This window comes from Antarctobacter heliothermus (genome assembly GCF_002237555.1).
Lineage (GTDB): Bacteria > Pseudomonadota > Alphaproteobacteria > Rhodobacterales > Rhodobacteraceae > Antarctobacter > Antarctobacter heliothermus_B.
This window is the reverse complement of sequence record NZ_CP022540.1, coordinates 4,097,483-4,118,984: the sequence shown is the minus strand read 5'-3', so window position 1 is coordinate 4,118,984 and position 21,502 is coordinate 4,097,483. Positions and strand designations below refer to the sequence as shown.

Below are 21,502 nucleotides of genomic sequence, written 5' to 3'. Positions count from 1 at the left end.
CAGAGGCGTTTTTACACGGTCTTAACCTTTGCCACCGTCGCGCATCTGTCACGCGTCGGGCGGCAGGTCCGCGCCGGGCTGGTCCGGGGCAGAGCGGCCATGCTGGGTCTTGTCCCAGTAGAACGGGTCTCTGAGCGTCTCCCACAGCGCCTTGTAGATCGCGACGGTGCCCAGCGGGAAATAGGCAAACAAGGTGGGCACCCAAGGATATAGAAACCGGTGCGGGCTGCGCGCCAGCGCGGCTAGGCCAATTACAATCGACACCGCCTCGGCGCTGAGAAAGATCGCCGTGAGGGACAGGATCACCGGCCGGGTGAGATAGGCGTCCAGCGGGTGCGGCAGGCCCATCAGGATCAGCCAAAAGGACCACAGCACCGGCGCAAGGGCAAACTGTACCAAGGTGGTCAGAAACAGGATCTGCAACCCGGCAAAGCGTTTCGGCCCAAGATCGCGCCACAACCTGCGCGGTTGGCGGGTGTGGACCCACCATGTGATCCCATACCCCTTGAGCCAGCGCGACCGTTGTTTGATCCACGGCCAGAACCTATTGTTGGCCTCTTCGCGTGTCACCGAGGGCATCAGATCGGTGCGAAAGCCGTGGCGGGCCAAACGCACGCCCAGATCCGCATCCTCTGTCACGTTATGCGCGTCCCAACCGCCGACCTCTTCCAGCACCTCGCGACGAAAGAACACGGTTGTTCCGCCCAAGGGCACCACCAGCCCCAACCGCGACAGACCGGGCAAAAGGATTCGGAACCAACTGGCGTATTCGATGGTGAAACAGCGCGACAGCCAGTTGGCGCGCGGATTGTAGTAATCAAGGATGCCCTGCAAACAGCCGACATTCCCGGGCGAGTCGTGGAATTGCGCCACCACGCGGTCGATCTGGTCCGGCGCGGGCGCGTCTTCGGCGTCGTAAATGCCGATGATCTCACCACGGGTGAAACGGAAGGCGTAGTTGAGCGCGCGCGGCTTGGTCGTGACGTCCCCGGGCGGGACGGTGATGGTGCGCATCCACGGCGGCAGATCGGTCCGGGCGAGGGTTTCGCGCGTCAGCCTGTCCTCGGCCTCTAGCACCAGAACCACGTCCAGCAGCGCCTTGGGATAGGTCAGCCGGGACAGCCGCGCAACAAGGGTGCGGGCGATGTCCTGTTCATGAAACAGCGGCACAAGGATCGACACCAGTGGCGGGTTTTCCGGCAGACGGGCGGGCGCGGCGGCGGTCTGCCGGGGCAGGGCGGCCAGCGCGACAAGTTTCATCAGTTGCGACAGGACAAGAGAGCCTAGCGCCAGCACCAGCGCGGTGGCGAACAGCAGTTGCGGCGCAAGCAGCAACAGCAAGAGACAAATCGCGGCGGCGGCAAAGGCAAAGAGCCGCCCGCGCGGCGTTGTCCGGTTCAGATCGCGGCAACTGTCCGCTGCGGGCACCCATGTTTCCGCCGCCTGTGCCAGCCGCGTCCCGGCGCGGGCCGAAATCAGGTGGTGAATGTCCGCCTCCAGCGCCAGCGCCATGACAACCGGGCCAGTGTCGAGCGGCAATAGATGCAGCAGCGCGGGAAAGTCATCCGGGCGCGCGGTGGCCAGCAACAGCGTGTCGCCCACCCGCATCCACGGCAACACCCCGTGTTGCAGGCAAAATTCCGGCGGCAGCAGGTCCATGACGGCGGGGTCGGGGGGCGTGTCGCCGCGTTTCAGCACCATTGCGCCGAAGTGCAGCGCCTGCGCCTCCAGCACATCCTCGCGTGAGGCGATGGCCTCTGCCACCACCACCTGCGGCACGGGTTGGCCGATGCGCGACGCCTCTGCCATGGCGCCCAGCATGTGAGAGGGGGCAACACGTCCGTCATCCATCAGGATATGGCTGATGGGTTGGCCGCGACGGGCCTTTGCCTGCGCCAGATTGGCGGCGGCGAGATGGAGGCGTTGCTCCGTCATACCTCTGTCCGAAAAATACGGTTAACAGGAGGTTTGCACGGTGTTGGTAAACGAAGTCTTAACCGCGCTGTGGAGTTTGGCCGCTTTTGGCGACCAAACCCTTAACAGAGCGCAGAAATTTCGCAGATTTTCGTGTCAGGCCGCATCCATCGAGGCGGCGAAGCGTTCAAACAGGTAAAAGCTGTCTTGCGGACCCGGGCTTGCCTCTGGGTGGTGTTGCACGCTGAACACCGGACGATCCGCCATGCGGATGCCGCAGTTGGAGCCGTCAAACAGCGACACATGGGTTTCCAGAACCCCCTCTGGCAGGGTTTGGCTGTCCACCGCAAAGCCGTGGTTCATCGAGGTGATTTCGACCTTGCCGGTGCCGACCTCCTTGACGGGGTGGTTCGCGCCGTGGTGGCCGTGGTTCATCTTGATGGTTTTGGCGCCCAGTGCCAGCGCCAGCATCTGGTGGCCAAGGCAGATGCCGAATACCGGCAGATTTGCCTCTGACAACAGCCGTTTGATCATCGGCACTGCATAGGCGCCGGTGGCGGCGGGGTCGCCGGGACCGTTCGACAGAAAGATGCCGTCTGGCTGGTGGGCCATGACCTCATCATAGGTGGCGGTGGCGGGCAGCACGGTGACCTCACAGCCCGCCGAGGCAAGGCAGCGCAGGATATTGCGCTTTGCGCCATAGTCCACGGCGACGACCTTGTGGCGGGCCTGTTCCTGCCGCTGATAGCCTTCGGGCCAAGCCCAACGCATTTCATCCCAGCGATAGCTTTGTGCGCAAGTGACATCCAGCGCGAGGTCCAGCCCCTCCAGCCCCGGAAAACCGCGCGCGGCCTTGACCAGCGCATCGGTGTCGAAATTGCCGTCGGGGTTATGGGCCAGCGCCACATGCGGTGCGCCCAGCTGGCGGATGGCACGGGTCAGGCGGCGGGTGTCGACGCCGCCGATGGCGATGCGGCCGCGCGCGGCCAGCCAATCGCCCAGTTCCTGCGCGGCGCGCCAGTTGGAGCTTTGCGTCGGCATCCATTTCACAACCATCCCCGCGGCGACCGGGTCGGCGGTTTCATCGTCCTCCGGGTTGACCCCGGTGTTGCCGATGTGCGGAAAGGTAAAGGTGACGATCTGACCGGCATAGGAGGGGTCGGTCATGATCTCCTGATAGCCGGACATGGCGGTGTTGAAACACAGTTCCGCCGTGGTCTGGCCGGTGGCACCAAAGCCTGTCCCGTAGAACAGCGTGCCGTCGGCAAGGGCAAGGCAGGCGGTCGGGCGTGCAGAAGCAGCGGGCATGAGCAGATCCTCGATGGCGGCAAATTTGCCGGAACGTATTGCGCGGGGCTGCGCGGGTCAAGTGGTTGGGTAAAAACATAAATCGTTTGGTTTCAGTGGGTTGGCGGAAATTGCTGCACTTGCATCACCGCTAGGCATGATGTAGCCTGCCGCATTCGGAGACCAGAATTGGGGACGGGGCTCATGGAACTGCGCGAGAAGGTGAACGCGGCGGTGAAACAGGCGATGCGGGACAAGGCGCGTGATCGCCTGTCGACGCTACGGCTGATCAACGCTGCGATCAAGGACCGGGACATCGCCGTCCGGGCCGAAGGCAACGAACAGGGCGTCGATGACAGCGCCGTGCTGGCGATCCTTGGCAAAATGGTCAAGCAACGGCGCGAAAGCGCGAAAAGCTATGAAGAGGCGGGGCGGCTGGACCTTGCGGAGCGTGAAATGGCCGAGATCGAGGTGATCGAGGAATTCCTGCCGCGTGCGCTGACCGACAAGGAGGTCACGGCCGCGATAGATGCCGCGATGTCCGAAGTCGGCGCGGAATCGATCCGCGACATGGGGCGCGTCATGGGCGTGCTCAAGTCGAAATACACCGGCCAGATGGATTTCGGCACGGTGGGGCCCAAGGTCAAGGACCGGCTGTCGGCCTGATCGGCAGTCAGTATCGGCAGTCAATGATTTCACGGATGCGCCGTCCCCAAGGGGGCGGCGCATTGCGTTTTGCGGATCATCCCGTCGCTTCGGGCAGGTCCGGCAGCGTGTCCTCATCGGTGGCTTCGGGCACCGGAAAGCCGTCGGCGATGGCGGACAGCTCGTCCGCGTCGTCGATGCGGAACCGTTCGACGAAGCGGGTCTTGAAACTGACCCGGCCGCGCCGCGCGCCAAAGTTCTCACCGTGGTTCAGCACATAGAGCACCGACGGTTCGGACAGCGGCGACAGCCTGCGCCCCGCAAGCGCGGCCAGATAGGGGAACATCCGGTGTTCATGCTGCGTCATGGCCTGTAGGAACGCGGCGCTTTGCGGCAGGTCCGGGTCGTGCCCCAGCGCGGCGCAGGAGCCGCACAGCTTCCAGAACGGCTTGCGCAGGGGCTGGCGCAGGGTGGGCACATCGGCCAGCGCGATGGTGCCCGCCGCCTCATCCATCACATAACCCGACTGCACCAGATAGCCGCCGGGGGCCTGACGGCGCAGCATCTCACGGACGCTGCCCTGACGCAGGAGGTCATCGGCGTCAAAGCTCATGACATAGCAAGGCGGCAAGTCCATGTTGTCCAGATGGGCGGTCAGCGCGGCCAGTTTCATCCACTTGTCGTTGCCGGGTGTGGGCGCGGTATAGGGCAGGAAGGTGATGCGCGGATCGTCGGGCAGGGGCGGGCGATCCTGACAGCAGATCACCGCCTGCCAATGCGGATCGTTCTGGGCAATGAAGCAGTCCAGCGTTGCGGACAACCGCGCGGTCACCGCCTCCCAGTCGTCCACGCTTTCGGGACCGACCAGCGGGATCAGAAACACCACCTGTTTGCGCAGCGGCGGCACGCGGGTAGACAGCGTGTCGCGCAGGCGCAGCGCCGCCGCCTCACTGGGCGCGGGGGTCAGCCGATCAATCCAGTTTTCGCGGTTCAACGCCACTGCGGCGCGCAGCGCGGCGCGGTGCCATTTCGGGGTTGCGGGAACCTGTGCCATACGACGGCCCCTCAGCAGGGATGCGCGGCGCGGCGCACCGCGTCGGTGAGGTCGGAAAACAGCGCCTTGCGCTCATCCTCGCTGAGGAAGGCGCCAATCTCGACCTCGCGGCCCTGACCCTTGAGCGTGACGTAGTAGGGCACCGGGCCACCCTGCTCATGGCAGGCGACCTTGACCCAATAGGTGTTGCTTTCCCAATCCTGGCTGTCGCCTTTGGGATTGGTGCGGATCAGGCGTGTGGTTTCGGGGGAGACGGTCAGATCCTCCAGTATGCGGCGGTCGCGCTGGTTGCGGCGCAGCGCATAGTACAGCGCCGCAGTTGCCGCCAGCAGGAATGGCAGCAATCCCCACAGCACTGCCGTGCCGATCACCCCGTACAGAGGCAGCAAGGCAAACAGGAAAAAGCCCAGGATCATCGCGGCGAAACCCTCTGGCGACAGCGAATTATGCGGCCAGAGTTGCAGATGCTGGGTTGTTTCACGTTTCGGAGTTTTCCACTGGTAGGGCATTGAACTGATAAATTCCACTTGCCGGTGGGTACGGTCCGGCGTCGCTATCTGTCTGGATATACCTCAGATTTGCGATGGGTCAAAGCGGTGGCACGTCGCGGCGGTTGTAGGGTCAATAACGGCACGACCGGCGGTGGCAGGGCATCGCCCGGTCGGGGGGGCGGCGGGGTAGCAGACCCGTGCCACCCACTACGAAAAAGGCCCCGACGGATGTCGGGGCCTTTTGTAATCGTCGGGTCGGTCCGGCGCTTAGTGCGCGGGCCCCTTGTCCCAATCTTCCTGCTTTGGCAGCTGCTCGAACGTGTGTTCGGGCGGCGGCGAGGGCAGGGTCCATTCCAGCGTATCCGCGTATTCGTTCCACGGGTTGTTCTGGGTCACGCGCGCCCCACGGGTCAGCGCATGGAACACGATGAAGAAGAAGAACACGAAGGACGCGAAGGACAGGAAAGCGCCCATGGATGAGACATAGTTCCAGGTGGCGAATGCCTCTGGGTAGTCGATGTACCGACGCGGCATGCCCTGACGGCCCAAGAAGTGTTGGGGGAAGAAGGTCAGGTTGGCCCCGATGAACATCGCCCAGAAGTGGATCTTGCCCATGGCTTCATTGTACATCCGGCCGGTCATCTTGGGGAAGTAGAAGTAGACCCCCGCAAAGATCGCGAACACGGCGCCAAGGCTCATCACATAGTGGAAGTGCGCCACGACATAGTAGGTGTCGTGATAGGCGCGGTCGATGCCTGCCTGGCTGAGAACGATGCCGGTCACGCCGCCTGCGGTGAACAGGAACAGGAAGCCGAACGCCCAGAGCATCGGTGTCTTGAACTCGATCGAGCCGCCCCACATGGTCGCGATCCACGAGAAGATCTTGACCCCTGTCGGGACCGCGATGACCATCGTCGCCAGCATGAAATAGCTCTGCTGGGTCAGCGACATGCCCACGGTGTACATGTGGTGCGCCCAGACGACAAAGCCCAGTGCGCCGATGGCGATCAGCGCCCAGACCATCGGCAGGTAGCCGAAGATCGGCTTGCGCGCGAAGGTCGCGATGACGTGGCTGATGATGCCAAAGCCGGGCAGGATCACGATGTACACTTCGGGGTGACCAAAGAACCACAGGATGTGCTGGTACAGGATCGGGTCGCCACCGCCAGCAGGATCAAAGAAGGTCGTGCCAAAGTTGCGGTCGGTCAGCAGCATGGTGATGGCACCGGCCAGAACGGGCAGCGACAGCAGGATCAGCCACGAGGTGACAAAGATCGACCATGAGAACAGCGGCACCTTGAACAGGGTCATGCCGGGGGCACGCATGTTCAGGAAGGTGGTGATCATGTTGATCGCGCCAAGGATCGACGACGCACCCGAGACGTGGACCGCGAAGATCGCCAGATCCATCGAGAAACCGGCCTCATTGGTGGACAGCGGCGGGTAGAGAACCCAGCCCACACCGGACCCCAGCTGACCGTTGCCGCCCGGCGACAGGACCGAACAGACCGCCAGCGTGGTGCCTGCGACATACATCCAGAACGACAGGTTGTTCATGCGCGGGAACGCCATATCCGGCGCGCCGATCTGCAACGGCATGAAATAGTTGCCAAAACCGCCGAACAGTGCCGGAATGACCACGAAGAACATCATCAGGATGCCGTGGCCGGTGATCAGCACGTTCCAGAGGTGTCCGTTAGGCGTACAATCGGCGATGGCTGCTGCGGTGAACCGCATACCTTCCATGCACATGTACTGAACGCCGGGCTCCATGAGCTCCAGGCGCATGTAGACTGTGAAAGCCACGGAGATGAAGCCGACTAGAGCCGAGACAACAAGATAGAGAATCCCGATGTCCTTGTGGTTCGTCGACATGAACCAGCGGGTAAAGAACCCCCGGTTGTCTTCATGCTCGTGGCCGTGAATGGCTGCGTCTGCCATTTGATGCCTCCTGCTGATCCCAATGCATAGGGTACGGATCGGGAATCCGTCCGCGCCCAATGTTCCTTTCACGTTTTAGAATGTGACCATAGGGGCGGCAATGGCCGGATTTGACGCAGATCAAATCTTTTTGTCGCACCTTGTCGGTCGGAAGGTTTGGACAGGCCGACCTATCCGGGCAATTGTCGGGTGACTGACGCCTGACGGCCCACCGGAGACCGGATATGATCCGACGGATGTTCACATTTGCCGCAGCCGCAGGCCTGCTGGCGACCTCGGTTCTGGCCGAGCCGGTGGCGCAGGTGTGCTCTTGCGATCCGCACCCGGAGGGGGCGAACAGCTCTGTCGCGCCCGCGACAGGCCCAGTCAGTTGCCTGTTGGTGTCTAGACCGGATGGCAGCGAATGCCGGATGGTGGTGGATGCGGCCTATGGGACGTCTGACCATGACAGGCTGTTTCTGGCGCTGTTCCCGAGGTTCGGGACCGGCCGGCTCGAACGCGGCGGGGCCTCCATCGCCGACTACAACTGGCTGCTGGATGTGACCCATGCGGGGGCGGATGCAGAACCACGCGACGCGGCGCGCCGTCTGGCGCGCCAAGAGGGTCTTGCCGATCTGCTGGCGCAACGCATGCTGGATCTGCAGGCGGACGAAGGGGGCAGGGCCGCTGCTGCCCTTCGGTCCGGGGTGATCACGGCGGTCCCTGTGGTCAATGTGTGCCGCGCCCGGGCGTTGCATGATTATCTGGCGGATGGGCCGCTGGTTCTGGATCTGCCGCCCTATACCGTCCAGATGGAGCAGGGGTTTGGCTGCTACAAGGCGCAGTTCGGCGGGTTCCTCACCTTTGCGGTGGTCGTGGACGACACGCTGTTTCGCTACATGATTTCCATGCGCTGGCCGCACCGGCCCTGATCCAGCCTGCCGCGCGACGAAAGCAGGTCCGGAATACCATACGGTCATGGTTTCCCGACTTATGGCGCGGCGTCGGATTTTCTAATTTGGGATCAACACAGCGACACCTGATCCCGAGGGAGACCCCGATGGCCTATTTTGACAGCACCTTCGTTTCGAACCGCACCACTCTGCGCCAGCGTCTGGCCCGGTTTCTGGAGACACCGTTTGACCGCCGCTATCGCCAGCGCACGGCCCGGATCGAGGCGCTGCGCGCAATGTCGGACGCCGAACTGGCCGACTGCGGGATCGCCCGTGAGGACATTCTGCTGCATGTTTTTGCCGGTAAGGCGTGACCCGGACGGGGGCTGCCCGCCAGCGCCCGACATCTTGCCACGAGTTTCAATAACCAAACCTTATTAGGGCCACTGTGCCTGCCGATTTTTTCAATGATGTGCGAGGGGGCGTTGTGAGTGCGCCCCCTCTATTTTGTCGTCTGCCCCCACGGGAAAGCCGCGATTCTACCCGGCGCAGGTCCGGTATTCCCGACCGTCCGGGTTTCCTGACTGATGTGGTCCCGGGCAGGCGCGTAAAGTGACCCCATCTGCTGAGCCCGACGTCCTGAAACGACATCCCACACGACAACCCACTGGGGGGAGATCAAGATGGCCTATTTCGACAACAGCTTTGCTAGCAGCAGCGCCACCCTGCGCCAGCGTATGGCCCGACTGTTCGAAACACCATTCGATCGTCGCTATCGCCAGCGCACCGCGCAGGTCGAGGCGTTGCGCGCCATGTCCGACACCGATCTCGCCACGCGGGGCGTCGCCCGAGAGGATATTCTGTTTCACGTTTTCACAAGCAAACTCTGAGACAGGCGGCGCGGCCCGCTGTCCGGGGCCGCGCCCCACCGGACCATTTGAAAGCACCTAATCATTCAAGACTGCAGCGGGGACATTTATCTGCCCCGACCGGGATGGGTCATTGCCCCGACCGGGGAGGGGCCGCGCAAGTCTGTGCGGCCCCTCCTGTATCGGCAAGGCCGGTCCCAAGCGCCTAGCGCCCCAGCATCACCTGATCGAACTGGCTGCGCAGCGCCACGTCCAGATCCTCCATCGTAACCGGCAGGCCCAGATCCACCAGACTGGTCACGCCGTAATCGGTGATACCGCAAGGCACGATCCCGTCGAAATGACTCAGGTCTGGTTCGACATTGATCGCCAGCCCGTGAAAGCTCACCCATTTGCGCAGACGGATGCCGATGGCGGCGATCTTGTCCTCGGCCACGGCCCCGGAGGGCAGGCGCGGGCGGTCGGGCCGTTCGATCCAGACGCCGACGCGGCCGTCACGGATGTGGCCGGTCAGATTGAATTCTGCCAGCGTGGCAATCACCCAGTTTTCAAGATCTTGCACAAAACAGCGGATGTCGCGACCGCGCTTGTTGAGGTCCATCATCACATAGACAACCCGCTGTCCCGGCCCGTGATAGGTGTACTGGCCACCGCGCTTGGACGGGTGGACGGGAAACCGGTCAGGATCTTTCAAATCTTCGATCTTGGCAGAGGTGCCAGCGGTATAGAGCGGCGGATGTTCCAGCAGCCAGATGCAGTCCTCGGCCCGGCCTTCGGCAATCGCCGTTGCGCGATCCTCCATGAAGGCCAGCGCCTCGTCATAGCCAGTCAGGCCTTCACTGATCTTCCATTCCATGCGCCGCACGGGGGCGTTGCCCCGTCTCCCATTTGCCCATCGTCGGGGATGACACGACAGCGGGGGACTTGTCCAGCGGGCGGCGTTGCGCGCCGCGCCAGAGCGTTGGCGCAAGAAACCGGCCCGTGGCGGTTTTTCCCTCTTCACATCCTCGCAGAGCTTCGTTAGAGACCCCTCCACCAAGTCAAGACAGTGCGGTCGTGGCGGAATTGGTAGACGCGCAGCGTTGAGGTCGCTGTGGGGTAACACCCGTGGAGGTTCGAGTCCTCTCGACCGCACCAAATTGACTTGAAATTCCGTTGCCGGTCAAAGAATTGACCGTTTTTTGGACCAACGTATCCCCCAATTTATCCCCGCACTGCGATCAGCATGGTACCGAGCCTCGAAACATCTGCTCTCGACTCGTTATCAGGTAGCTGCACCTGAGTTGCCCAGATCATCCAACGTACCGCTAACCTGATCGGCTGGCCGAGCGTCCTGTCAGACGCAGTCGCTGCGTCCAGAGGGCCGTGCATCCCATCCCTGCCTGATGTTCACTCGTAAGTTTGATTTTCCTTTGTTTCTTCGTCGAGACACTGCGGTTTCATGGACTTGAGGCTGACAAGCGACAAAGAATGGTTGCTCACGTCGTCTCTCTAAATCGCGGTCTGTATCGACCTATGAAAGCGAGGTCGCCGGATCAGATGACAATGACTGAGTGGGACGTACCCGATAGGAGAGATGCCGCCGCCTATGGCGATGTAAGTTCATGGTCATTTGACGGGTGGCGGTGGGAGTTCTGTCGCGGTTGCCCGGACATTCGAACTGAGTTTGACAAGTTACCAGTGGATCCATCCTGCCCATTTTTCCTTGTTGGTGGTGAGCAGCCGTTTTACGAGCCCGATGAGCATGACTCTGAAATGTTAAATGTCTGGGTTTGAGTTACCAAGCCCACTTTGACGTGCCCCCCGCTGGTCCCTCGCTCATGACGAGAGTCTGCGGGTCTGATTTTGGTGGTCGTCGGTTTCGGGTTTGGCAAGCGCGGCGGGCGCGGAGCCCTCAAATAGCTCAAGCACCTGCCGCGCTTGCTTTGGCGTTTTGTTCCCCAGCGAAGAGTGCGGCCTGACGTTGTTGTAATCGTAGCGCCCCAGCGCCAGTTTGCGGCGGGCATCGTCCAGGGTATCGAACAACTCTTCATTGAGGAGCTCGTCCCGCAGGCTGCCGTTGAATGGCTCGATAAAGGCATTCTGCTACGGTTTTCCGGGGTCGATATAGTGCCAATCCACGCCGTTCCTGTCGGCCCATTTCAGGCTTGCCCGGCTGGTGAACTCCGTGCCGTAACACCTTCGGAATGTTGTTGATGTTGAGGCTATGATTGCCTGCGCAGCCCCCAAATAGCGCAGCAGGTGATCATAGCCGGGTCTCAGGTCCCTACAGTGGTTTTGCACAAACCACGCCGCAAGGGAGACCGACTATGACCGATGCCACTATTGCACAAACCGAGCCTGTTTTGGTTGCGATTGATATCGCAAAGGCCCGCCATGAAGTCTTGATCGCTGTTCCGGGCCGAAAGCGCCGCCGCCGTTTGACCGTTCTCAACCAGCTCGACGAATTCAATCGATTGATCTCTACACTCTCAGAGTATGATCGTCCTGTCCGCGCGGCTTTTGAGGCTACAGGCAATTACCATCGCGCTCTCGCTTACCGGCTTGGGGTGGCCGGTTTCGATGTGAAGCTGGTGTCTTCGGTCGCATTGGCGCGCACCCGTGAGGCTTTGAACAACAGTTGGGACAAGAACGATCCGAAAGACGCGCAAGTCATCCTGCATATGATGCTGATCGGGAACGAGCAGTTTTACCACGACCCAATGCTGAGCGGTACGAATGATCTTCAGGAGTTGTCCAAGACGCACGACATAGTCTCGCGCTCAAAGACGGAACTTTGGCATCGGGTGCTGACCCACTACCTGCCGCTGTATTGGCCCGAGGCTGACCGCTTTCATCGCAGCTCACGCAGCGATTGGTTCTTTGCCTTTCTCGAACGTTATCCTTCACCGCATTTCATCTCTGCCATGGACCAAGAGGCTTTCATTGCAGATGCTTGGGACGTGGTCGGCCGCAAAGTGTCAAAAGAACGTTTGCTTGCAGATATTTATCAGACCGCCAAGTTCTCTGTAGGCCTGCCAATTGCGCCGGACTCCGACGCTGCAAGGATGTTCCGTTTGGTCTTGGGTGAAGGGCGCGGCCTGATTGCCAAACGCAACGAGATTGAGGATCGCGCCGTTGAGCTTCTCAAGACCAACGACGACTATCAACTGCTAACATCCATCCCAGGGATCGGGCCGATCAACGCGCTGACCATCCTTGCAGAAGCAGGCGATCTGCGCCGCTTTCGGCATCACCGCCAATTTTTGAAGTTCTGTGGGATGGACCTCGCAACGATCCAGTCGGGCACATTCCGTGGCCAAACCAAGCTCTCAAAATATGGGAATGCCAGATTACGCCGCACGCTCTGGATGGCCGGTCAGGTCGCCATCATGCAAAAGACCAACAGCTTCCGCGACAAGTTCGAGCGTTACATCGCCAAGGATCGTCAAAACACGCATTTACGTCGCAAGGCGTATACCGCAATCGCCGCAAAAATGGCCCGCACCGTGCATGGGATAATAAACCGCGGCGAACCCTATCGTCCCTTCTTTGAGGGATGATTGACAGCAGAAGGACCTTTCTCTGTAAGGGCCGTAGAGGCGAGCATTCGACCTCGTAGATAATGTTCAGGCCTTCTGCTCAACGACCCGAAGATCTCGTCTTAAGGACGGTGAGAGCCGCAATAAGCGTACTCTGTGTTTGTTATGGGAGAGACATGTTGTTGACCAAAATGCCGAACTGACACACATTCGAACGTGCTGGAACGCTTCAGCATGACAATGACCTGATGCCAAATCAGCCAATTATTCCGCGCATAGGACGTTGTCACTGACAATGCAAGCGGGTTTTCCGTAGATCCGGGCGAGTGCGTCCAGCTCTCGGGTCACGCGCTCGCCTGAAATGCTGGTGTCGGCGGCCAGGCACAGGTTTTCCCGGCAGCAGTCATCGTTCACGGCCAGGATGCGGAACTTCCGCGATGCGCCGAAGTTGTCCGCCAGGAAATCCAGGGACCAGCGCTGGTTCGGCCGTGTGGCTTCGGGCATCGGCGTGCGCGAGCCCCGGGCGCAACGGCGGCACCGCCGCCGTTCCACCGCAAGGCCTTCTTCGCGGTAGAGGCGGTAGAGTTTCTTGTGGGTCATGTTCATGCCTTTGCGCTCAAGCAGCACGCCGATCCTCCGGTAGCCGAACCGGCGGCGTTTGCCAGCGATCTCCTTCATCTCCTGGCGGATCTCGGGATGGTCAGGCGGGCGTTCGCGCCGGACCGTCTTTGGATCGACACCCCCTCTCATGGTTTTCAAGCAAAACCACTGCCGGGCAGTGGACCAGCCGGCAGGCCCTGCGCTGCGAGACATCATGATCCCGCATTGCATGGAGCGCTGCCTCTCGCCGCTCTTTCGGTGCCGTCAGCTTTTTCCCAGCAAGTCTTTCAAAACCACGTTGTCGAGCATCGTATCAGCCAGCAGCCGCTTCAGCTTGGCGTTTTCGTCCTCCAACGCCTTCAGTCGGCGGCTTCCGACACCTCCCTCTCACACATGCAGCGCATATGTTGCCGGGCAATGCATGCCGCCATACTTGGACTTCAGCTTGTAAAAGGTCGCCGGGCTCAGGACGTGCCGACGGCACACCTCAGCTGTCGACATCCCGGCTTCCTGCTCTTCAATCATCCCGATGATTTGCGCATCAGTGAAACGGCTCTTACGCATTCGTCTGCTCCTAAATAGGTTGGGCAGACTCTACTTCATGGTGTGGGATTTGGCGGCGGGCACGTCAGGACGTCTGCGAACCGCGGCGCTTGAGCGCCTCGTTGTAGGAGGGTCAGTTTCTGGTCCTGTAGGGAGGCGGTATGGGTTTGCTCATACCATCCAGCTACCATGCTGGATTCAAGAGATGAATCCATCATAGGACTTGTGCAACATGTATAACCGCCCCTTGCGCAAGAGATATTTTCAGAGCTGATTTTGTCGCGTCATCGGGTGCTGACATGTATCCGGCCTCGTGTGCGGCCATCTTCGTGCCGCGGGCCCGTATGGTGTTCGAGGGTCGGGTCCAGATCAAAGCCGCGTGCTCGAAGGCACTCTGTTGCACACTGGTTCTCCCAATCCCGTCTCACGACGATTGCGCCAAACTGCTCCTTGCCCTCTTCCGCTCCGACGTCCTCGCGCCCCTGACGGCTTACACCGCCACGGCCGGAGCTTTGTAGACGCCACCTCGGGCCATCAGGGCCCAAACGATGCGCGCCATTTTGTTCGCCAGCGCCACCCGCACCAACATTGGTGGCTTGTGCGTCAGCATGCGGCCAAGCCAGGTGCCGGGCTTGGCCGCCGCGTGGACATGCCGCTTTATGATGACGCTGTTAGCCCCGATGATGAGCAAGCGTCGCAAAGATCGTTCGCCCATTCGGGTCGTGGCCCCGAGCCGTTGCTTGCCACCGGTCGAATGCTGTCGTGGCACTAGACCAAGCCATGCCGCAAAGTCTCGGGCCTTACGGAAAGTCTCGGGCGGCGGGGCCAACACCGCGATGGCCGTGGCGATAAGTGGACCAATGCCCGGGATAGTCATCAGCCGTCGGGCCACGTCATTCTCTTTTGCCCGGCGGGCGATCTCGGCATCCAACTTCCCAATCTCTGCCTCGAGGTGGGCGAGTGCCAGAACCAGCACCTTCAAAGTGGCGATGGCATCGGTGGGTATGCTGCTGTCCGGGTTCTCAACGATGGCGATGAGTTTTGACGCGTTGGCCGCCCCCTGCGGCACGATCTGCCCGAATTCAGTCAGGTGGCCACGTAGGGCATTGATCGCCTGTGTCCGCTGCCGGATCAGCAATTCCCGTACGCGGAAGATCATCGCCGCGCCTTGGGTCTCTTCGCTCTTCACCGGCACAAAACGCATGGTTGGGCGAACTGCCGCTTCACAAATAGCCTCGGCATCTGCCGCATCGTTTTTCTGGCGCTTGACGAAGGGCTTGACGTAAGCAGGTGGGATCAGCCGAATGTCATGCCCCAATTTGCCGATCTCGCGCCCCCAAAAGTGGGCGCTGCCGCATGCTTCCATCGCGACAATGCAAGGCGGCAGCTGGCTGAAGAACTCCAACACCTGCATTCTCCTCAGCTTCTTGCGCAGAACTGCACGACCCGACGCATCAGCGCCATGCACCTGAAACACATTCTTTGCCAGATCGACTCCGACCGTGATAATCTCCGACATGACCGCTCCCCTTTGTGGATCCTCACAGACCCACCTTGGCACACAGATGCCGTCGGGGGGCGGTTACATCATCAGAGCCGCTGCCATAGGCCAATGAACAATTCGGGTTCAGGGCGACGGCGCGTTCCAGAGCCGCCAGCGATTCTTCGTATTTGAGCAGACCCCAACAATTGATCCCCAATGCCCAGTGCGCGTATTCATTGCGGTCGTCCAACGGGGTGGCGCGCCGCGCCAGCGCGTTGGCCGTTTCCATGGCTGCTTTGCCGTTAGGGACAAAGCCCATGATGGCGATGTGGTGATTGATCAGCGAGAGCACCATGTTCGCCTCTGCGCTTTCCGGATCAAGCGCCAATGCGCGTTCCAGCAGTGTCTTGGCATGTGCATAACTCACGGGCGCGAAATCATAAAGCAGGAGATATGCGCAGAAGTTGGTGACGCGTGATCAGGCGGCGTTTTGAAGTTGGCGGACGCCGTCGCGGAACTCAACCCCGCTGATGACCTCCGGGAGGCGATTCCGCCCGTCGAGTTTTCGCCATTTCGTCTGAGCAGACATCATCAGCCGGAAAGCCATGGCGAGCCCAGTCTTGCGGCTGAGGCAGCCCTTGGTGCGTTTCGTCCTGTGTCTGACGGTGGCGAACGTGCTCTCGATCGGATTTGACGTCCGGATGTGTTTCCAGTGTTCGGCCGGGTAGTCGTAGAAGGTCAGTAGTGCATCCCGATCCTTGACCAACTTGGCGACTGCCTTGTCCCATTTCACGCCGTAGGCATCGACGAAGAAGTCGAAGGCGGCCGACGCCGCGGCTCGGGTTTCGGCCTGCCAGATGTCGTGCAGGTGCGCCTTGGCCTTGGCTTGCACCGATTTCGGCAGCGCGTTGAGCACGTTCATGGTTTTGTGGAGCCAGCACCGCTGCTCCTGTGTCGAGGGGAAGACCTCGCGCAGTGCCGCCCAGAACCCCAGGGCGCCGTCGCCTATGGCGAGCTTGGGATCCTGCTTCAGTCCGCGGCGTTTGAGATCGAGCAGAACCTCGCGCCAACTCTGAGTGCTTTCGCGGAAGCCGTCGGTCATGGCCAGCAGCTCCTTGCGGCCGTATTCATCCGCACCCACGATCACCAAAACGCATTGTTTTTCCTCGGCCCTTCGCGGCTTGAAATAGACGCCGTCGGCCCAGATGTAGAGAAACCGCCGGGTGCCGAGGTCACGCTTTTCCCAGGCCTCGTACTCGGACCACCAGTCCGCTTTCAGCCGCGTGATCGTAGTGGCCGAGAGGCCCTTGGCGTGTGGCCCCAGCAGGGCGGCAAGCGCCTCACTGAAATCGCCGGTGGACACGCCCTTCAGGTAAAGCCAGGGCAGCAGCTCTTCGACCGACTTTGCCTTGCGCAGATACCGCGGCAGGATGCTGGGCGTGAACGCGATCTTGTCCGTGCCCGGCTTGCGGTCCCGCACACGCGGCACCGTCACGGCAACAGGCCCGACACCGGTCAAAATCTCACGCTCGGGCAGGTGCCCATGACGAACCAGTCTTGCGCGACCATCCTCAAGCTTGTGATCGGCAAAGGCGCCAAGCAGCGTGGACAGTTCCGCCTCAATCGCCTGCTCGATCAGCTTGCGCGCGCCGTCCCGGATGAGGTCGGTCAGCGGGTCCGGCGAAATCCCGGATGGATCAGATAGCTGGGTGATGGTATTCTCTTGCATGTGGCATATCCCTTTCTCGGTTGAGAATTGACGGCGCTTCGACACCGCCATGATATGTCGCCCCTCAGGGCATCACCAACTTTCGCGCATATCTCCGGAAAGCAGATGCCAGAACCGCATTGTCAGCTCACAGACCGTCAGGTCGGGGCGGGACGCGCGTTCAACCGGTTCGGGGATGGTGCTCAGATGAACGGTGGTCTGGATCGAAGCCACCACATTGCGGGTGATCTCATCTTGCAGGTCGAAAACATCCTCAAGCTGCCCGTCATACTGCTCAGACCACAGTTGCCCGCCTGTCGTGCCATCGATCAACTACGCCGTGACCCGTACCCGGTCGCCAGACCGCCTGACGCTGCCCTCCAGCACGAGCCGGACGCCAACGTCTTTTGCCACGCGCCGGACATCAACGCTCGACCCTTTGTAGGTAAAGGTAGTGTTGCGCGCGATGATGAAGAGCCAGGGAGATCGTGACAGGGCGGTGATGATGTCGTCGCTGAACCCATCGGAAAAGTATTCCTGTTCGGGATCGTCCGACATGTTCTCAAAGGCCAGAACGGCGATGGAAGGTTTCTCTGGTCGCGCCGGAAACGCATCGTCCAGATCGCCCTTGGTGGCCTCGGCAGCGCCAAGCCTGTCGCGCAGGTCCAGTTTCGATGACACGCTCAGTTTCCGATTGATTGGTGCCAGGTGCGTGCGGACCGTGCTGGGAGCGATACACAAGGTGTCGGCGATCGACTGATAGGTCTGCCCGCCTGCATAGGCCTTCGCGATCTGCGCTTCCCTATGGCTGAGACCGGCCCGCTCTGACATCTGAAAATTCTCCATAAAATAAAGTCTTGGATGAAGTGTGAGAAGAACGCGTTCAATAGGCAATCCTGCAAATGCAGTAGTTTGATTACTGCACGCGGACGCCCGATTTTACCGCATCTGCACGATACCCGGCGTCCCCGACACGGGCCTAGGATTTCTCCGTAAAATCAACACGGAGCATGGCACGATGACCCATTACGAAACGGCGACCGCATTTTTTGAAGCTTCCGAAACGGGTCAAGGTTGGGACAGCTGCAAGGCCTTTTGCCACGAGGGGGCGAGCTTTTCCTGTCAGGCGGATGCGCTGGCGGAGACGACAACCCTTGCTGCCTATGCCGACTGGATGAAGGGTCTTTTGGCGCCTGTGTCGGATGGCCGCTACCATCTAACCGCCTTTGCGGCAGACGAGGCGCGCGGCACCGTTGTCGCGACAGCCGAATTTCACGGAACGCAGACGGGCGAAGGCGGACCCGTGCCACCGACAGGGAAATCCGTAGTCTCGGACGACGCTTATGTCATGCAGTTCGATGGCGACAAGATCAGCCATAAGACCAAGATTTGGAATGACGTGCACGCCCTGCGCGGGCTTGGCTGGGCATGATGCGCTGGCGCATCCTTGGCCTGCTGTTTCTGGCCCGCATAGGACTTGGGTTTCAGTTTCAGAAAGTGGCCTCCGTTGGCGACGATCTCATCGTCGCCTTCGGGCTCGACTATGTGGGCAACGGTCTCATGATCGGGCTATTCATGGCCCCCGGTTTGGTTCTGGCCATGCCCGCAGGTTATTGGGCGCGCTACATTTCTGACCGCATCATGGTGGTCTTTGGATTGGGCGCTTTGGCTTTGGGTGGGGCCGTGTCGTCCTTGGCGAGCGAAAGCTGGGGCCTCGGCTTGGGTCGCATCCTTGCCGGGGCTGGATTTCTATTCTCGACGCTGTATCTGACGAAGGTGGTCGCAGACTGGTTTGAGGGCCGCGAAATCGCGACTGCCATGAGCATCCTAAGCATCCTAGTCAGCATCCTAGTCATGAGTTGGCCTTTCGGTATCGCCATGGGCCAGGTCGGCCACGCATGGCTTGCACATGAGTTTGGCTGGCAAGTTCCGTTTCAGGTCGCCTCGGTCTATTGTTTGATTGCAGCCCTAGGGGTGTTTGTCTTCTACCGGGGGCCAAATGATCTACCACATGTCAAAGGTGGGCCGCGCGCGACGATGACACGGCAGGAATGGCAGTTGGTGTTCTGTGCCGCCGCCGCCTGGGGTGTCTTCAACGCGGCCTACGTCACCTATCTGTCCTTCGGGCCAAAGGTGCTTGAAGGCCTGGGCCAGTCTGCGCCGCGGCGGCTGGTATCATCAGCATCGGCAGTTGGATTATGATCGCATCCGGAGCGGTCTGCGGGCAGATCGTGGACCGTTTCGGCGGGCGAAATGTCGTTTTGACGGTCTGCATGGGCGGGGCCATTGCCGCGCTCTTACTGCTCGGCGTGCACGGTGCCGGCTTTGGTGCAAGCGTGCTTTTCGGCTTGATCGGCATGGCCCAGGCCGGGGTGATTATGGCCATGGCAGGCCAAGCCATGCGGCCCCAGGTCCGGGCCTTCGAAATGGGCATCTTCTTTATCGTTTACTATGCGATCATGTTGGTCACACCGCCCGTGGCAGGCGCCATTCTCGACGCCACAGGCAATGCGCAGGGGCCCATGTGGCTCGCGATGCTGCTCTTTGCCGCCGTGATCCCACTGGGTCTCGCATTCCAATACATCAAAACCGTGCCCCGCGTGGGCTTGGCAAAGGAAGCATAGTCATGGACGTTCGGAAAACAGTTTTCACGAAGGAAATCATCACCGCAGATGAGATGGGCCAAGCTTGCGCACCGATCACGCGGGTTGCTGCGATGGTCGTCGTCAAGAACCCTTTCGCAGGCAGCGCTCAAACGGACTTGGCGACGCTTTTCGACCTTAGCGCGCAGTTTGGCCAATCTCTGACGGAAAAACTGGTGATCATGTTGGAGGGGCAGGCACTTTGCTATGGGAAGGCAGCCCTTGTCTGAGCTTCCGGCGCGATGGAACATGGCGCAGCCGTGCTGCACCCGGCGCTCGGCAAACCCGTGCGTGCAGCTATGGGGGAGGGGCATCCCTGATGCCATCCAACCACAAGGTTGGAGCCGTGGGGGCCAGTATTGATTTGCCAATGGGCCACAAAGACGAGGCATGGTCATTCGATTGCATTGACACGATGACGATCTGCGTGCCCGACGCCCCACGCACCGACGAAATTCTTGTGTGGATGGCTCCCGCATAGCAAGTCGTAAATGATCTCGTGTACCTGTTCAGAAGCGGTCTTGTGTCCGGCCTGTTGACGCGGTCATTGCCGCTGGCCCTGATGGGATCCGCAGATCAGGTTCCTATCTGCTTTGCGGGCAATGGCGCCCGGGACATTCGTCGGAGCGTCCTGATCGTTGCGGCTGAATGGCACACCATCACATCGTTGGTCTTGCTATCTCGTGGGCGCGCGCCGTCTCATACGGCGTGCGGCTTGTAGGGCTCATCCCTCGTGAGGATTGCCCACATGATCCTTGCTGTTTTGTTCGCCATGGCGACGGTCGCCAGTCTTGCGGGCTTTCTCTGCAGCAGCTTCGTCAGCCAAGGATCGGCACGCTCGGGATGGGCGCGACTTGTCGGACGCGCGACGTCATGCCAACTACAATGAGCTGGCGCAGGTATCGGTCACCCATCTTGGTGATCTTTCCCAATCGTTCTTTGCCGCCGCTGGAGTGGTTGCGAGGGGTCAGCCCTAACCACGCAGAAAATTCGCGGCCACTCCTGAACTGTCGGCCGGACCCGATCGTCGCAGCCACGGCAGAGGCGGTGACCGGGCCGACACCAGGAATAGTCTGCAGGAGTTGAGCCTGTCGGCTGAGGCGCGCCTGAATGCGCAACATGGTTTCGAACCAGCCAAGGCGGTTGTGAAGATCAATCAGCTGTCGGCTGAGGACGCGCAGAACGTCCTGGGCCAGATCGGGCGGTCCCGGCTGCTTGCCGTCGATGATGGACTTGGCGAACTCAATGGCGCGCGCGACGCCCCGAGCGATGGTGATCCCGAACTCCGCTGCAAGGCTCCGGACCATGTTGATCAGCTGCGTCCTCTGACGCACGACGAAGTCACGCGCGCGGTGCAGGGACAGTAGCGCCTGCTGTTCCTTGGACTTGATCTCGACGAACCGCATCGTGGGCCTGGGCCGTGTCACTGCTTCGCAGATTGCTTCGGCGTCGACCGCATCGGACTTGCCGCGCTTCACGTAGGGTTTGACGTACATTGGCGGCATCAGCCTGACGGTGTGGCCGAGTTTCGAAAGCTCCCGCGCCCAATGATGGCTCGAAGCGCAGGCCTCGATGCCGACGAGGCAAGGTGACAGGCGCTGGAAAAACGCCAGAACCTGCGCCCGTCTCAAGGGGCGGTTGAAAGCAACGTCTCCTGTCTCGGTAACTCCGTGGACATGAAAGATGTTCTTGGCCAGGTCGAGGCCGACGGTGGTAACTTGCATGGGGTGGCTCCTCTCGATCGCAGATTCTGACACCTGCAGTATGGCGCATTGCGACGCCGGGAGCGGGAGCCATCCACCCCATCTGCCTCCCGCCGGTTCTGTTCTCTAATCCGTCAATGCGAGTTTCCTAATATCGTACTGTAATGTCAGAGGTTGCCTTTGTTCTCTTCGAACTCTTGGGTTCATAATGGGGTTGGCTGGGTGTGGG

At 60.8% G+C, this 21,502-nt stretch carries 20 protein-coding genes, 1 tRNA gene and 4 pseudogenes; 11 read left to right on the top strand and 14 right to left on the bottom strand.

All coding sequences use genetic code 11. The features are described 5' to 3' along the window. Nucleotides 1–48 precede the first annotated feature (48 nt). Together ANTHELSMS3_RS19560 and carA are read right to left on the bottom strand one after the other, a co-directional pair. On the bottom strand, nucleotides 49–1,935 hold the full coding sequence (locus tag ANTHELSMS3_RS19560) for a glycosyltransferase family 2 protein (RefSeq protein WP_254694789.1): 1,887 nt from the start codon (nucleotides 1,933–1,935) through the stop codon (nucleotides 49–51). A 135-nt stretch (nucleotides 1,936–2,070) separates the two neighbouring features. After that, on the bottom strand, nucleotides 2,071–3,222 hold the full coding sequence (gene carA / locus ANTHELSMS3_RS19555; RefSeq protein ID WP_094036326.1) for a glutamine-hydrolyzing carbamoyl-phosphate synthase small subunit: 1,152 nt from the start codon (nucleotides 3,220–3,222) through the stop codon (nucleotides 2,071–2,073). A 183-nt stretch (nucleotides 3,223–3,405) separates the two neighbouring features. Here carA and ANTHELSMS3_RS19550 point away from each other — a divergent pair, with 183 nt between their 5' ends. Beyond that, entirely contained in the window at nucleotides 3,406–3,867 is a 462-nt protein-coding gene (locus ANTHELSMS3_RS19550) for a GatB/YqeY domain-containing protein (RefSeq protein WP_094036325.1), read from the top strand. A gap of 76 nt (nucleotides 3,868–3,943) precedes the next feature. Here the strand turns inward: ANTHELSMS3_RS19550 and ANTHELSMS3_RS19545 are convergent, their stop codons facing one another. The 3 genes from ANTHELSMS3_RS19545 to ctaD form a co-directional block, all read right to left on the bottom strand. Further along, nucleotides 3,944–4,900, bottom strand: a complete 957-nt coding sequence (locus tag ANTHELSMS3_RS19545; RefSeq protein WP_094036324.1) for a hypothetical protein — start codon at nucleotides 4,898–4,900, stop codon at nucleotides 3,944–3,946. Between the two features lie 11 nt (nucleotides 4,901–4,911). Beyond that, on the bottom strand, nucleotides 4,912–5,409 hold the full coding sequence (locus ANTHELSMS3_RS19540) for a DUF2244 domain-containing protein (protein WP_094036323.1): 498 nt from the start codon (nucleotides 5,407–5,409) through the stop codon (nucleotides 4,912–4,914). A gap of 249 nt (nucleotides 5,410–5,658) precedes the next feature. Then, nucleotides 5,659–7,332 carry a cytochrome c oxidase subunit I gene (gene ctaD / locus ANTHELSMS3_RS19535; protein WP_094036322.1) on the bottom strand — a complete coding sequence of 558 codons (1,674 nt, stop codon included), beginning with the start codon at nucleotides 7,330–7,332 and terminating at the stop codon, nucleotides 5,659–5,661. A 224-nt stretch (nucleotides 7,333–7,556) separates the two neighbouring features. On the opposite strand from ctaD, the gene ANTHELSMS3_RS19530 reads away from it, so the two are divergent. The 3 genes from ANTHELSMS3_RS19530 to ANTHELSMS3_RS19520 all read left to right on the top strand — a co-directional run bounded on the left by ANTHELSMS3_RS19530 (nucleotide 7,557) and on the right by ANTHELSMS3_RS19520 (nucleotide 9,094). Continuing rightward, on the top strand, nucleotides 7,557–8,243 hold the full coding sequence (locus ANTHELSMS3_RS19530) for a hypothetical protein (protein ID WP_157733586.1): 687 nt from the start codon (nucleotides 7,557–7,559) through the stop codon (nucleotides 8,241–8,243). Between the two features lie 128 nt (nucleotides 8,244–8,371). Continuing rightward, nucleotides 8,372–8,578, top strand: a complete 207-nt coding sequence (locus ANTHELSMS3_RS19525; RefSeq protein WP_094036320.1) for a DUF1127 domain-containing protein — start codon at nucleotides 8,372–8,374, stop codon at nucleotides 8,576–8,578. A gap of 309 nt (nucleotides 8,579–8,887) precedes the next feature. Next, nucleotides 8,888–9,094, top strand: coding sequence for a hypothetical protein (locus ANTHELSMS3_RS19520; protein WP_094036319.1), 207 nt, complete (start codon nucleotides 8,888–8,890; stop codon nucleotides 9,092–9,094). 184 nt (nucleotides 9,095–9,278) lie between these two features. On the opposite strand, the gene lipB is transcribed toward ANTHELSMS3_RS19520, so the two are convergent. After that, nucleotides 9,279–9,929 (bottom strand): lipoyl(octanoyl) transferase LipB, encoded by a 651-nt coding sequence (lipB, locus tag ANTHELSMS3_RS19515; protein ID WP_094036318.1) that lies wholly within the window; start codon nucleotides 9,927–9,929, stop codon nucleotides 9,279–9,281. A gap of 194 nt (nucleotides 9,930–10,123) precedes the next feature. Here lipB and ANTHELSMS3_RS19510 point away from each other — a divergent pair. After that, nucleotides 10,124–10,210 (top strand) — tRNA-Leu (locus tag ANTHELSMS3_RS19510). Nucleotides 10,211–10,891: 681 nt separating this feature from the next. Here ANTHELSMS3_RS19510 and ANTHELSMS3_RS19505 read toward each other — a convergent pair. After that, nucleotides 10,892–11,245: pseudogene (locus ANTHELSMS3_RS19505) on the bottom strand (integrase core domain-containing protein); the annotation flags it as partial. A 137-nt stretch (nucleotides 11,246–11,382) separates the two neighbouring features. Here ANTHELSMS3_RS19505 and ANTHELSMS3_RS19500 point away from each other — a divergent pair. Beyond that, a pseudogene (locus ANTHELSMS3_RS19500) lies at nucleotides 11,383–12,674 on the top strand (IS110 family transposase). Between the two features lie 202 nt (nucleotides 12,675–12,876). On the opposite strand, the pseudogene ANTHELSMS3_RS19495 reads toward ANTHELSMS3_RS19500, so the two are convergent. The 6 genes and pseudogenes from ANTHELSMS3_RS19495 to ANTHELSMS3_RS19470 form a co-directional block, all read right to left on the bottom strand. Next, nucleotides 12,877–13,758 (bottom strand): annotated as a pseudogene (locus ANTHELSMS3_RS19495) (transposase); the annotation flags it as partial. 469 nt (nucleotides 13,759–14,227) lie between these two features. After that, nucleotides 14,228–15,256, bottom strand: coding sequence for an IS110 family transposase (locus tag ANTHELSMS3_RS19485; RefSeq protein ID WP_094034167.1), 1,029 nt, complete (start codon nucleotides 15,254–15,256; stop codon nucleotides 14,228–14,230). A 22-nt stretch (nucleotides 15,257–15,278) separates the two neighbouring features. After that, nucleotides 15,279–15,647 (bottom strand): tetratricopeptide repeat protein, encoded by a 369-nt coding sequence (locus ANTHELSMS3_RS19480; RefSeq protein ID WP_254694788.1) that lies wholly within the window; start codon nucleotides 15,645–15,647, stop codon nucleotides 15,279–15,281. A 51-nt stretch (nucleotides 15,648–15,698) separates the two neighbouring features. Beyond that, nucleotides 15,699–16,949 (bottom strand): IS256 family transposase, encoded by a 1,251-nt coding sequence (locus ANTHELSMS3_RS19475; protein ID WP_094033518.1) that lies wholly within the window; start codon nucleotides 16,947–16,949, stop codon nucleotides 15,699–15,701. A 72-nt stretch (nucleotides 16,950–17,021) separates the two neighbouring features. After that, nucleotides 17,022–17,261 carry a hypothetical protein gene (locus ANTHELSMS3_RS25840; RefSeq protein ID WP_198319842.1) on the bottom strand — a complete coding sequence of 80 codons (240 nt, stop codon included), beginning with the start codon at nucleotides 17,259–17,261 and terminating at the stop codon, nucleotides 17,022–17,024. Then, complete coding sequence (locus ANTHELSMS3_RS19470; protein ID WP_254694787.1) at nucleotides 17,262–17,774, bottom strand: LuxR C-terminal-related transcriptional regulator; 513 nt, start codon at nucleotides 17,772–17,774, stop codon at nucleotides 17,262–17,264. Between the two features lie 172 nt (nucleotides 17,775–17,946). Here ANTHELSMS3_RS19470 and ANTHELSMS3_RS19465 point away from each other — a divergent pair, with 172 nt between their 5' ends. The 5 genes from ANTHELSMS3_RS19465 (at nucleotide 17,947) to ANTHELSMS3_RS26070 (ending at nucleotide 20,051) form a co-directional block, all read left to right on the top strand. Then, nucleotides 17,947–18,360, top strand: a complete 414-nt coding sequence (locus ANTHELSMS3_RS19465) for an ester cyclase (protein WP_094036317.1) — start codon at nucleotides 17,947–17,949, stop codon at nucleotides 18,358–18,360. Then, nucleotides 18,357–19,130, top strand: coding sequence for an MFS transporter (locus ANTHELSMS3_RS26085; protein ID WP_254694786.1), 774 nt, complete (start codon nucleotides 18,357–18,359; stop codon nucleotides 19,128–19,130). Before ANTHELSMS3_RS19465 ends, ANTHELSMS3_RS26085 begins: the two co-directional genes overlap by 4 nt. Before the next feature lie 29 nt (nucleotides 19,131–19,159). Continuing rightward, nucleotides 19,160–19,552: a hypothetical protein gene (locus tag ANTHELSMS3_RS26080; RefSeq protein WP_254694785.1), complete on the top strand. Its 393-nt coding sequence runs from the start codon at nucleotides 19,160–19,162 to the stop codon at nucleotides 19,550–19,552. A 2-nt stretch (nucleotides 19,553–19,554) separates the two neighbouring features. Continuing rightward, nucleotides 19,555–19,800, top strand: a complete 246-nt coding sequence (locus ANTHELSMS3_RS26075) for an amino acid synthesis family protein (RefSeq protein WP_254694784.1) — start codon at nucleotides 19,555–19,557, stop codon at nucleotides 19,798–19,800. Nucleotides 19,801–19,889: 89 nt separating this feature from the next. Beyond that, nucleotides 19,890–20,051, top strand: a complete 162-nt coding sequence (locus tag ANTHELSMS3_RS26070) for an amino acid synthesis family protein (RefSeq protein WP_254694783.1) — start codon at nucleotides 19,890–19,892, stop codon at nucleotides 20,049–20,051. A gap of 218 nt (nucleotides 20,052–20,269) precedes the next feature. Here the strand turns inward: ANTHELSMS3_RS26070 and ANTHELSMS3_RS19450 are convergent. Next, nucleotides 20,270–21,294, bottom strand: a pseudogene (locus ANTHELSMS3_RS19450) (IS110 family transposase). Nucleotides 21,295–21,502 lie beyond the last annotated feature (208 nt).